We start from the raw sequence: 12,036 nt of genomic DNA, 5'->3' as shown, positions 1-12,036 counted from the left end.
GATGGTCGTTGCCATGGGAAATGATACATATTCCTTAAATGCTTTAGCAGAACTCAATCATATTGAAACCGAAATAACAACCTATATCGAACGTCAATTTTTAAGAACTTTAGAAGGCGGTTGTACTGCGCCAATTGGAGCCTTTGCAAAATTTAACGAAAAAGACGAAACAATCCATTTTCTAGGCGTTTTGTTTTCATTGGACGGAGGTCAGAAAATAGAAGTAAACAAAATAGTTGAAGTACAAGAATGGAAACAATTAGGGTATCATGCAGCCCAAGAAATTTTTGAAAACGGTGGTGTAAAACTGATGGAATCTATCAAAGAAAAACTGAAAAAATAATGAGTCAAATTAAGATATTATCTACAAAAACACTTTCTAACATTCAAAAAGAAGCCTTAATAAATGCAGATTTTAATGTTATTGAAGCGGATTTTATTAAAACAGAGCACCAAAATTTTGATTTAAAAAACATTAAAGACAATTTAATTTTCACCAGTCAAAATGCCGTTCATAGTATTTTGCAACACCCAAAATGTGAAGAATTAAAAACAAAAAACGTTTTTTGTGTCGGATTAAAAACAAAAATATTATTGTCAGAAAATGGTTTTAATGTTGATGTTTACACAGGTTATGCTTCCGATTTGGCCGAAATCATTACATTAATTCACGGAAGTGATACCTTTACTTTTTTCAGCGGAAACCTACGCAGAGAAATATTACCTCAAGCGTTAAAAGAAGGGAATGTAGATTTTAATGAGATTAAAGTTTATGAAACGACACTAACTCCTCATAAGATAAAAGATTCAGTAGAAGCTATTTTGTTTTTTAGCCTATCTGGCGTAGAAAGTTATTTGAAAGAAAATACAATCAAAAAAGAAACATGTTTCTGTATTGGCGAAACAACCGCAGAAGCCTTAGAAAAAATTACAAAAAACATCCTCATTGCCGAAAATCCAACTATCGAAGATGTGATTGAGGAATGTATAAACGAATATAAATAACACAAACAAACCTGACAGGTTTTAAAAACCTGTCAGGTCTAACAATAAAAACATGATCAAAAACGACCTATTTCTAAAAGCATTAAAAGGAGAAACTGTACAACGACCACCAGTTTGGATGATGCGTCAAGCAGGAAGATATTTGCCAGAATTCATCGCTTTGCGAGACAAATATGACTTTTTTACTCGTTGTCAAACTCCAGAATTAGCTGCCGAAATCACAGTACAACCCATTCGTAGAATTGCGCCTGATGCTGCGATTTTGTTTTCGGATATTTTGGTCGTGCCACAAGCCATGGGAATTGAAGTATTAATGAAAGAAAATGTTGGGCCATTTTTACCCAATCCTATTCGTACGATTCAAGATGTAGAAAGAGTCATTGTTCCAGATGTTCACGAAACATTGGGTTATGTTTTCGATGCGATTAAATTAACAAAACAAATGTTGAACGACGAAGTGCCACTAATTGGTTTCGCAGGTTCACCATGGACAATTATGTGCTATGCCGTAGAAGGTCAAGGATCTAAAAGCTTTGATAAAGCCAAAGGATTTTGTTTCTCACATCCAGAAGCAGCACACGTTTTATTACAAAAAATCACGGATACAACTATCGCTTATTTGAAAGAAAAGGTAAAAGCAGGTTGTAATGCTATTCAAGTTTTCGATTCTTGGGGAGGAATGTTATCTCCTGTTGATTATCAGGAATTCTCATGGAAATATATTAACCAAATCGTCGAAGCATTAGCAGATATTACACCTGTAATTATTTTCGGAAAAGGCTGTTGGTTTGCATTAGGCGAAATGGGGAAAAGTAAAGCATCTGCCCTTGGAGTAGACTGGACTTGTTCGCCACGTAACGCAAGATATTTATCTGGTGGAAACATTACTTTACAAGGTAATTTCGATCCAAGTCGTTTGCTTTCACCAATTCCTGTGATTAAGAAAATGGTACACGAAATGATTGACGAATTCGGAAAAGACAAATATATCGTAAATCTTGGTCACGGAATTTTACCTAATATTCCTGTAGATCATGCCAAAGCATTTATTGATGCGGTGAAGGAGTATAATCAATAATTTGAAAACTGAAAATTATATAGTAGACAAGCTACAACCGATTGATTCTAATCAGTTGTATCAGTTTATGTCTGATAATAAAGAACGATTAAAATTGTTTTTCCCAGTAACATTGGAAATGAATAGTTCTTTAGAAAAAACGGAAGCATATATTTCAATTAAGAATAAAGAAATAGAAGAAAAGACAAATTTTACTTTTGCTATTCGAGATAAAAAAAATCATCAAATTGGAGGTTTAATTATCATCAAAAAAATTGATTGGGATAAAAATCAAGGAGAATTTGCTTATTGCATTGGTTCAGAATTAGAAGGAAAAGGCGTCACATCATTTGCGGTAAAAGAAATGATAAATTTTGCTTTTGAGGAATTGGGTTTGAAAACAATTCAAATTATTTCTCATAAAACTAATTTCGGTAGTGTAAAAGTTGCTGAAAATAACGGTTTCGTTTGGCAAAAAACATTACAAAATGAATTTACTCCAACTAATGAAACTCCTTTAGATATGGAATTATATGAATTGTACATTGAAAAATAAATAATTTATATTTGTAATAAAAAAAACAACTAATGACCGAAAAGGAATTACATAATTATTTAATTAAAAACTATCCAATCGAAAATGAAAAATGCGAATGGAAAGAATTTAAATCATTGAAAAATTCTGTTGCTGGGAGTGAAAGTAAAGATGTTATCTCTTATATTTCGGCTATAGCAAATATGCAAGGAGGTCATTTGGTTATTGGGGTAAAAAACGAAACACTTGAAATTATTGGAATTCAAGATTTGTCAGTTTATTCAATTGATGATATCAGATATAGAATTAATGGCAATTGTACAAATTTAGATATTCAACATTTTAAAGTTGAAGAATTTATCACTTCTGATACTAATAAGATTGTTTGGATTTTTCATATTCCGAAACATCAATTTAGATTGCCTGTTTATGCACATAAGAAAACTTGGCAAAGAATAGATGACAATTTAGTTGAGATGACAAAATCTAGATTAGATGCAATATTAACTCAGATTCAAGTGAATGAAGATTGGTCAAAGGTTATTATTACAGAAGCTAGTATTGAAGACCTAGACAAAATTGCAATCCAAAAAGCACGATTAGAGTTTGTTAAAAGAAATCCTAAATATTCTAACGAAGTCGATAGTTGGAGTGATTTAGATTTTTTAAATAAAGCGAAACTTATCATTAAAGGAAAAATCACAAGAACGGCTCTTATTCTTTTAGGAAAAGAAGAATCAGAACATTTTTTAGATTCTTCTGTTAAAATTAGATGGAATTTAAAAACTATAGATAATCAAGATAAGGACTTTGAAATATTTTCTATTCCTTTTTTGTTAACTATTGATGAAGTTTATAAAAAAATAAGAAACTTAAAATATCGTTATCTTCGTCATGGAACCTTATTTCCTGATGAAGTTTTAAGATATGAACCTTTTAATATCAGAGAGTCATTAAATAATGCAATAGCACATCAAGATTACTCAAAAGGTGCAAGAATTAATGTGGTTGAATTCGAGGATGACCATTTAGTGTTTTCTAATTATGGTTCTTTTTTACCAAAATCTATTGAAGATGTAGTTTTAAAAGATACCCCCGAAGAGGTCTATAGAAATCCATTCCTTGTTGAGGCAATGAAAAATTTAGATATGATTGAAACACAAGGCGGCGGTATTCGAAAAATATTTAATTATCAAAAACAACGTTTTTTCCCTTTACCAGATTACAATTTTGAAGACAATAAAGTTAAGGTGACAATAACGGGGAAAATTTTAGATGAAAATTTCGCGAAAATATTAATCAAGAATTCTAATCTTGGTTTAGATGAAATCATATTATTGGATAAAGTACAGAAACACAAAGAAATTTCAGAAAATGAATTTAAGCATCTTAAGAAATTAAAATGTATTGAAGGTAGAAGACCAAATATATATTTATCCTATGATATTATTGAATCTACTAATGACGAAGGTTTAAAAGCTGAATATTTAGCCAATCGTAGTTTTGATGATTCTCATTTCAAAGATATAATACTTGAGTATTTAAAAAAGTTTGGAAAAACAAAACGTGATAAAATTGACAATTTAATTATCCCGAAATTGTCTGTAATTCTTTCCGAAGACCAGAAGAAGAAGAAAGTGACAAATTTTTTATCCATATTAGGGAAAGAAGGTAAAATAAAATGTAATCCAGGTTATTTCTGGGAAGTAGTTTAGATACTTTTAAACGCTTTTAGATACTTTTTAGACACTTTTTTAGACGCTTTTAAACGCTTTTGATTTTAAAAAAATGAAAAATAAATTCTACACCTATATACAAAACCTGCAAGACCAAATCTGCAAAGGATTAGAAATTTCTGATGGTACAGCCAAATTCCGTGAAGACATTTGGGAGCGTCCAGAAGGCGGTGGTGGACGAACACGTGTTATCGAAAACGGAAACGTTATCGAAAAAGGTGGTGTCAATATTTCTGCTGTTCATGGTAAACTACCAGATTCGATGCAGAAATTATTCAACGTTGGCGAAGCCGATTTCTTTGCCTGTGGATTAAGTTTGGTCATTCATCCAAAAAACCCAATGGCACCAACTGTTCATGCTAATTGGCGTTATTTCGAAATGTATGACGATAACGGAAACGTAATCAATTCGTGGTTTGGCGGCGGACAAGATCTCACACCTTATTATTTATTTGAAGAAGATGCTTCACACTTTCATCAAACCTGTAAAACGGCTTGTGATAAGCATAATTTGGAATTCTATCCAAAATACAAAAAACAATGTGATGACTATTTTTGGAATGCTCACAGAAATGAAGCGCGTGGATTAGGCGGATTATTTTTTGATTATTGTAAGGAATCTGAAACGATGAAAATGGAAGATTGGTTCAGTTTCGTAACCGAAGTTGGGAATAGTTTCTTAGAAGCCTATGTTCCAATTTTAGATTGCAGAAAAGATTTACCATATAATCCTGAACAAAGAACATGGCAGGAAATTCGTCGTGGGCGTTATGTAGAATTCAATTTAGTTCATGACAAAGGCACTTTATTTGGATTAAAAACCAACGGAAGAATAGAAAGTATTTTAATGAGTTTGCCTCCGCATGTGCAATGGGTTTATGATCATCACCCAGAAGTTGGAAGTGAAGAAGAAAAATTAATTCAAGTATTAGAAAAACCTATTGACTGGATTTAATTATCCATTGTTAATTATAAATTATCAATTACTATGTTCCCATTACAAAGAGGCAGAAGATTACGAGTAAACGAAAGCATTCGTTCATTAGTTCGAGAAACAACATTAAGTCCAAGCGATTTTATGTTCCCCATGTTTATTACAGAAGGTGAAAACGTAAAAGTAGAAATTCCTTCTATGGTTGGAATTTTTCGTCGTTCGATCGATCTAACTGTCGAAGAAGTCAAAGAAATTTTCGCTTTAGGAATTCGCGCCGTAAACATTTATGTAAAAGTTGACGAATCTCTAAAAGACAATACAGGAAAAGAAGCCTGGAATCCTGATGGATTGATGCAAAGAGCTATCAAAGACATCAAAGCCGCTTGCCCAGAAATGATTGTCATGCCAGATGTGGCGTTAGACCCTTATTCTATTTACGGTCACGACGGAATTATCGAAAACGGAGATATTACCAATGATGCTACAAATGCTGCCTTAGTAAAAATGGCGGTTTCTCATGCACAAGCTGGTGCCGATTTTGTTGCGCCAAGCGACATGATGGACGGACGTGTATTGCGTTTGCGCCAAGGTTTAGATGCTGCTGGTTTTCATAATGTTGGAATTATGAGTTATTCTGCAAAATATGCTTCGGCATTTTACGGACCATTTCGTGATGCGTTAGATAGTGCTCCAAAAGAAACTAAATCTGATACTGAGCCTGTCGAAGTACCGAAAGATAAAAAAACCTATCAAATGGATTATGCCAATCGTATCGAAGCTATAAAAGAAGCCTTAATGGACGTAGAAGAAGGCGCCGATATGGTCATGGTAAAACCAGGAATTGCTTATTTAGATATTGTTCGTGAAGTGAAAAATGCAGTGAATGTTCCAGTAACCGTTTTTCACGTTTCTGGCGAATATGCAATGATAAAAGCAGCATCAGAAAGAGGTTGGTTGGACCACGACAAAATCATGATGGAACAATTAATGTGTATCAAAAGAGCTGGAGCAAGCCTTATTTCTACTTATTTTGCTAAAGAAGCAGCCATACTTTTAAATAAATAATGATGAAAAAATTGTTTTTATTGAGTTCTTTTTTTATCCTAATATCTTGCAAAAAAGAAAGTGAAGAATCTTTTGGAAAACCAACTGAATCCAACACTGAAGTTAAAGCTCCAGAAGCATTGGGGAAAGAATTGTTTGAAGGAAAAGGAAATTGTGTGGCTTGTCATAAAGTAGATCAAAAGATTATTGGGCCAAGTATTCAAGAAATTGCAAAAATTTATAAAAAGGAGAATGGAAATATTGTCGATTTCTTAAAAAACGATGCAAAACCACTCGTAGATCCTAGTCAATATGAAGTAATGAAAACAAATTTTACTATTACAAAAACAATGTCAGACGAAGAGTTAAAAGCAATTGAAGCTTATATTTATTATAATATAGAATAAATAATTATTTAATAAAAAACGTTGTAATAATTTATTAAATTAATAAAAATTAAGTTAAATCCTATTTTTTTAACTATTTATACCTAAATAACTGCTTTTTTTTTAATTTTACTCTAAATCTAATAAGGTAAAAAATGAAAACTGGTAAAAAATGGATTGTTTCGTTTGTAATAATTTCTATTGTATCAATACTTGGATTGTTCTGGAAAGACAATACCAAAATAGATAAAGCCAATTTTAACGATGAAACCTTTTTAAATTTTGCTGATATTGCTTGGATATTAACATCATCTTGTCTGGTTTTGATAATGACACCGGCATTATCTTTCTTTTATGGCGGGATGGTTGGTAAGAAAAATGTAATATCAACTATGCTAAAGAGTTTTATTTGTTTAGGTGTAATTACAATTCTTTGGGTGGTGGTTGGTTTTAGCCTGTCTTTTGGTTCTCCTATTGGGTTTAATACAAATGGTGTTCATTATGGTGTTTTTGGGAATCCATTCGATTATGCCTTTTTTGACCAAGTTGGTGCTTTGCCGCACAAAGTTTTAGGAACTACAATTCCATTTGCTCTTTTTGCGCTTTTTCAAATGAAATTTGCTATTATTGCTCCAGCTATTATTACAGGAGCATTAGCAGAAAGAGTACGTTTTATTTCCTTTTTATTATTTATTAGCCTTTTTTGTGTGTTTATTTACGCCCCTATTTGTCATATGATTTGGCATCCCAATGGATTATTTGGAAGCTATTTTGGAATAAAAGACTTTGCAGGCGGAACAGTAGTGCATATAAGTGCTGGTTTTGCTTCGTTGGCAGGTGTTTTGGTTATTGGGAAACGAAAAAACAAGGAACATATTCCAACAAATATTCCATTCGTACTTTTAGGAACAGGGCTGCTTTGGTTTGGTTGGTTTGGTTTTAATGCAGGTTCAGCACTTGCTGCCAATGCAACTGCTGTATTGGCATTTGCAACTACTACATTAGCATCAGCAACTGCAATGATTACCTGGATATTTTTTGATAGATTAAATGGCTGGAATGTTTCTGCTTTAGGAGCTTGTATAGGCGCGGTTGTTGGGTTGGCAGTGATAACTCCTGCAGCTGGTTTTATTACAATTCCTGAAAGTATCTTTTTTGGATTTATAGGAGCAATAGTTTCTAATAAAATGATTTGTTGGGAGAAACTAAAATCAATTGATGATACTTTAGATGTTTTTGCCTGCCACGGCATTGGTGGAATCACAGGAATGATATTAACCGCAATTTTTGCTCATGGTGAAAACTCAAGCTTAATTCACGGTGGTCTTAAAGTTTTTTCAAGCCATATGATAGCATTGGTTTTGATCTCAATTTTTACATTTGGCGGTGCTTATTTGCTTTTCAAACTCACAGACTCGATTGTTTCCTTGAGAGTTTCGGAAGATTCAGAAGATTTAGGGCTGGATATTTCTCAACACAATGAAAGAATATAGCCTTCTTTGTTTAATACTCAGAAGTTTACTATTTTTATCAAATGGAAACTTGCTTCATAAATTCGCCCTTAGGCATCACAAAAATAGAAGGTGATGAAAACGGAATAGCCATTATTTCTGTTTTGTCCGAAGGTGACCCGAGAGCAAAGCTCGAACTGGCGAAGCAAGTTTCTGAAGAAATTCCTGAAAATCTCAAAGAAGCTGTAGATCAACTTTGCGACTATTTCGACGGAAAAAGAACAGATTTTACTTTAAAACTTAATCCTAAAGGAACAGATTTTCAGCAAATAGTTTGGAAAGAGTTAAGTAACATTCCTTTCGGGAAAACTATGTCTTACCTTGATTTGGCTAAAAAATTAGGAGACCCAAAAGTGATTCGTGCAGCAGCATCGGCAAACGGAAAAAACCCACTTTGGATTGTTGTTCCTTGTCATCGTGTCATTGGAACCGATGGTTCGCTTACTGGATACGCTGGAGGTTTGTGGCGTAAAAAATGGTTGTTAGAACACGAAAACCCAACAAATCAGCAAAGTTTGTTTTAAATTAGACTTCTTAGAAAATTAGATTTATTAGATTTGTATAAAGTGTAAAAAAATCTAAGCCATCTAAAAATCAAATTTATGATAGAAAAAATCAACCTCAATAACATCCTTTTCCTTGATATAGAAACCGTCCCAGAAGAAGAAAATTTTAATTCGCTTGATGACGATATGAAACTACTTTGGGAACTGAAAACCCAATACCAACGCAAAGAAGATTTTTCGGGTGAAGAATTTTATGATCGTGCAGGAATTTGGGCTGAGTTTGGGAAAATTGTCTGTATTTCGGTAGGTTATTTTACAATAAAGGGAGATGTCCGGAATTTTAGAGTCACTTCTTTTTTTGGTGAAGAAAAGAAAATTTTACATGATTTTATTAATTTACTAAACAATCATTTCAACCAACCGCAACATGTTTTGTGTGGTCATAATGCTAAGGAATTTGATATTCCGTTTATTGCTCGTAGAATGATTATCAATCAGATTGCGATTCCAAACAAACTAAATTTATTTGGGAAAAAACCTTGGGAAATTCCACATTTAGACACTTTAGAATTATGGAAATTTGGCGATTACAAACATTTCACTTCATTAAAATTAATGTGTAAAGTACTGGGAATTCCTTCTTCAAAAGGCGATATTGATGGTTCGCAAGTAGGTCATGTTTTTTATGTAGAAAAAGACATTGATCGTATTGTTACCTATTGCGAAAAAGATACTATTGCAGTGGCCCAAATTTTTTTACGATTGCGGAGAGAAGATTTATTGATAGATGAAGAAATTATTCATGTTTAGAGTTTTTTAGCCCTGATAGAAGTGGAAATCCTTTTTTGTGGTTTTGTCATGCTGAGCTTGTCGAAGTGCAAAACCACAAAAAAGATTGTAACGGATAGCAGGAAAAGCTTCAAATAAAAATATATTATATTAGCAAAAAAATAACATTATGGTATTAAGTAGGTTTTGGCTAGTGATATTTATTTCTTCTATTGTATTTGTGGTATTCAGTTTGTTTTCTGGAAACAATTACACGATTGATTTTGTTTTGAACGGAAAAAAAGACGATCCCATTTTAATATCAGAAAAATATTTAGAGCATTTACCTGCTTTTATTAAAGACAGTATCGAAAAAGCACCTGAACAAACTATGGTGATCGATAAAATAAAAACGAATCCAAACAAAACTAAAAATCTAGACACTACCTATGTTTACAAAAATAAAACGGTAAAAATTTATAGTGGCGTACAAAAATCGGACGGTTTATTGCCAACCTGTAAAACTACAATACTTGATTTGATTATTCCATTAATGGCTTATCTAGCTTTCTTCTGCGGATTGATGGAACTTTTAATCATTTCTGGAGCCTCTGGAAAATTAGCTAAATTATTGAGCCCAGTCTTTGTAAAAGTATTTCCTAGTATTCCGGTAAATCATCCGTCAATATCTTACATGACCTTAAATTTTGCGGCAAATTTTTTGGGATTGGATTCAGCAGCAACACCATTTGGATTAAAAGCTATGGAAAGTTTACAAGAGCTTAATCCTGAGAAAGACAAAGCCAGTGATGCACAAATCATGTTTTTGTGTTTACATGCTTCGGGTCTTACATTAATAGCTACTTCTATTATTGGATATCGCGCTGCTGCCGGTGCAAGCAACCCTGCTGATGTTATGTTGCCTTGCATTATCACTTCTTTTATAGGTACCATTGCGGCTTTTTTAATTGTTGGAGTCAAACAAAAAATAAATTTTAAAAGTGCTTCTCTTGTAGTTGGATTAGTTACTTTGATTGCTGCTATTGTTGGGTTGCTGTTTTATGTAAACCATTTAGATCTAATAGGAAAAAACTATTTCACATCTAATCTTTCTGCATTAATATTGGTTGGAATTATTGCTTTTACTTTGATTTTTTCTTTTGTCAATGAGAAAAAATTTAGTGAATTAAAAACAACGGTTTTTGATTCTTTTGTAGTAGGAGCAAACAACGGAATTAAAACAGGGGTTACTATTTTTCCTTATGTTTTGGGTATGTTAGTTGCTATTTCATTATTTAGAAATAGTGGTTTATTTGAAATTATAAGTAACGGGATTGCATTTGTATTTTCGAACATGGGAATCAATAAAGGAATTACTGATGCTTTGCCAGTAGCCTTGCTTAGACCGTTTAGTTCAGCTGGATCAAGAGGCTTTTTAATAGATTCTATGAATACTTTTGGAGCTGATTCTATGACTGGAAGATTGAGTAGTATTTTTCAATGCAGTGCTGAGAGTACTTTTTATGTAATCGCAGTGTATTTTGGTTCAATAAAAATTAAAAACACACGTTATACACTCAGTACAATGCTTCTAGTAGATTTAATTTGTGTGATTACCGCTATTTTAGTAGCAAGTTGGTTTTTTTAAAAATTTTTGTAAAATAAGTATCAGGTTTTCAGAAATTTATACAAATATTACTATTTTTGTCGTCCCCAAATGTAGTAAAATATGAAAACCCTAAAAAAGACACTTCTACTGGTGTTATTTAGTTGTACGTCACTAGTTGTGCACGCACAGGAAGCAGACGGTCGTTCTATGGCCGATATTATGAATGCACCTAATCCTGAGAAATACAAGGAACTTAATTTAAACAACAGAAATCTCAACAAACTTCCGCCAGAAATTGGTCGTTTTGTTAATATTGAAAAACTGTGGTTAAACTATAATAATCTTCAATCGTTGCCTTTTGAAATTGGGAAACTAACTAAGTTAAAGGAATTGTATATCAACAATAATTTGTTTTTAAAATTCCCTATCGAACTAGGAAAATTAGCTAGTTTAGAAAAATTAGAGTTTCAAAAAAACAAAATGGAAGTCATTTCACCTTACATTGGAAAATTAACTAAATTAAGAAAACTTAACTTTAGCAACAATAAAATTGAAGCTATTCCTCTTGAAATGTTTATTTTATTTAATCTAACAGAACTTATTTTGTTTGACAATAAAATAAAAGAAATTCCAGTAGAAATTGGTGGTTTATCTAAGTTAACTGTTTTGAATGTAGAGAAAAACAGCATTGCCATTTTGCCTTTGGAAGTTGGGAACTTAACTAAATTGACAGTATTAAACGTAAAAAGCAATTTAATTCCTATTGTTCCTGTTGAAATTGGTAATCTAATTAATTTGAAAAACTTAACCTTGGATAAAAATCAATTTAAAAATTTTCCAGTAGAACTTTGTGCATTAACAAATTTGACGGTACTTGATTTAGATGAAAATCAATTTAAAACACTTCCTAAAGAAATTATAAACTTGGTAAATCTAAAAGAATTG

At 32.4% G+C, this 12,036-nt stretch carries 12 protein-coding genes and 1 pseudogene; all 13 read left to right on the top strand.

The window, feature by feature from the left end:
- Window positions 1–343, top strand: a pseudogene (locus ACHZC3_RS05795) (hydroxymethylbilane synthase); the annotation flags it as partial.
- On the top strand, window positions 343–1,005 hold the full coding sequence (locus ACHZC3_RS05790) for a uroporphyrinogen-III synthase (protein WP_394758934.1): 663 nt from the start codon (window positions 343–345) through the stop codon (window positions 1,003–1,005). The pseudogene ACHZC3_RS05795 and the gene ACHZC3_RS05790, both read left to right, overlap by 1 nt.
- 52 nt (window positions 1,006–1,057) lie before the next feature.
- A complete protein-coding gene (gene hemE / locus ACHZC3_RS05785) occupies window positions 1,058–2,083 on the top strand; it encodes a uroporphyrinogen decarboxylase (RefSeq protein ID WP_394758933.1) in 1,026 nt (341 codons plus the stop codon).
- 1 nt (window position 2,084) lies between these two features.
- Complete coding sequence (locus ACHZC3_RS05780) at window positions 2,085–2,618, top strand: GNAT family N-acetyltransferase (RefSeq protein WP_394758932.1); 534 nt, start codon at window positions 2,085–2,087, stop codon at window positions 2,616–2,618.
- A gap of 32 nt (window positions 2,619–2,650) precedes the next feature.
- Window positions 2,651–4,312 carry an ATP-binding protein gene (locus ACHZC3_RS05775; protein ID WP_394758931.1) on the top strand — a complete coding sequence of 554 codons (1,662 nt, stop codon included), beginning with the start codon at window positions 2,651–2,653 and terminating at the stop codon, window positions 4,310–4,312.
- 73 nt (window positions 4,313–4,385) lie between these two features.
- Window positions 4,386–5,288, top strand: coding sequence for an oxygen-dependent coproporphyrinogen oxidase (gene hemF, locus ACHZC3_RS05770; protein ID WP_394758930.1), 903 nt, complete (start codon window positions 4,386–4,388; stop codon window positions 5,286–5,288).
- A 33-nt stretch (window positions 5,289–5,321) separates the two neighbouring features.
- A complete protein-coding gene (hemB, locus tag ACHZC3_RS05765) occupies window positions 5,322–6,332 on the top strand; it encodes a porphobilinogen synthase (RefSeq protein WP_394758929.1) in 1,011 nt (336 codons plus the stop codon).
- A 2-nt stretch (window positions 6,333–6,334) separates the two neighbouring features.
- Window positions 6,335–6,718 (top strand): c-type cytochrome, encoded by a 384-nt coding sequence (locus tag ACHZC3_RS05760; RefSeq protein ID WP_394758928.1) that lies wholly within the window; start codon window positions 6,335–6,337, stop codon window positions 6,716–6,718.
- Between the two features lie 134 nt (window positions 6,719–6,852).
- On the top strand, window positions 6,853–8,190 hold the full coding sequence (locus ACHZC3_RS05755; RefSeq protein ID WP_394758927.1) for an ammonium transporter: 1,338 nt from the start codon (window positions 6,853–6,855) through the stop codon (window positions 8,188–8,190).
- A gap of 41 nt (window positions 8,191–8,231) precedes the next feature.
- Window positions 8,232–8,732: a methylated-DNA--[protein]-cysteine S-methyltransferase gene (locus ACHZC3_RS05750; RefSeq protein WP_394758926.1), complete on the top strand. Its 501-nt coding sequence runs from the start codon at window positions 8,232–8,234 to the stop codon at window positions 8,730–8,732.
- Between the two features lie 78 nt (window positions 8,733–8,810).
- Window positions 8,811–9,524 (top strand): 3'-5' exonuclease, encoded by a 714-nt coding sequence (locus tag ACHZC3_RS05745; RefSeq protein ID WP_394758925.1) that lies wholly within the window; start codon window positions 8,811–8,813, stop codon window positions 9,522–9,524.
- Window positions 9,525–9,672: 148 nt separating this feature from the next.
- A complete protein-coding gene (locus tag ACHZC3_RS05740) occupies window positions 9,673–11,130 on the top strand; it encodes a nucleoside recognition domain-containing protein (RefSeq protein WP_394758924.1) in 1,458 nt (485 codons plus the stop codon).
- Between the two features lie 81 nt (window positions 11,131–11,211).
- Window positions 11,212–12,036, top strand: an 825-nt coding sequence (locus ACHZC3_RS05735) for a leucine-rich repeat domain-containing protein (RefSeq protein ID WP_394758923.1), incomplete at its 3' end; no start/stop codon positions are given.

This window comes from Flavobacterium sp. (assembly GCF_043720215.1).
Lineage (GTDB): Bacteria > Bacteroidota > Bacteroidia > Flavobacteriales > Flavobacteriaceae > Flavobacterium.
The sequence above is the reverse complement of the archived record's forward strand: the minus strand, read 5'-3'. Positions and strand labels throughout refer to the sequence as shown.

Bases quoted from the DNA above. Each gene is read 5' to 3' on its own strand.
- ACHZC3_RS05790 (WP_394758934.1), top strand. From the start codon at position 343: ATGAGTCAAATTAAGATATTATCTACAAAAACACTTTCTAACATTCAA.
- hemE (WP_394758933.1), top strand. From the start codon at position 1,058: ATGATCAAAAACGACCTATTTCTAAAAGCATTAAAAGGAGAAACTGTA.
- ACHZC3_RS05775 (WP_394758931.1), top strand. From the start codon at position 2,651: ATGACCGAAAAGGAATTACATAATTATTTAATTAAAAACTATCCAATC.
- hemF (WP_394758930.1), top strand. From the start codon at position 4,386: ATGAAAAATAAATTCTACACCTATATACAAAACCTGCAAGACCAAATC.
- hemB (WP_394758929.1), top strand. From the start codon at position 5,322: ATGTTCCCATTACAAAGAGGCAGAAGATTACGAGTAAACGAAAGCATT.
- ACHZC3_RS05760 (WP_394758928.1), top strand. From the start codon at position 6,335: ATGAAAAAATTGTTTTTATTGAGTTCTTTTTTTATCCTAATATCTTGC.
- ACHZC3_RS05755 (WP_394758927.1), top strand. From the start codon at position 6,853: ATGAAAACTGGTAAAAAATGGATTGTTTCGTTTGTAATAATTTCTATT.
- ACHZC3_RS05750 (WP_394758926.1), top strand. From the start codon at position 8,232: ATGGAAACTTGCTTCATAAATTCGCCCTTAGGCATCACAAAAATAGAA.
- ACHZC3_RS05745 (WP_394758925.1), top strand. From the start codon at position 8,811: ATGATAGAAAAAATCAACCTCAATAACATCCTTTTCCTTGATATAGAA.
- ACHZC3_RS05740 (WP_394758924.1), top strand. From the start codon at position 9,673: ATGGTATTAAGTAGGTTTTGGCTAGTGATATTTATTTCTTCTATTGTA.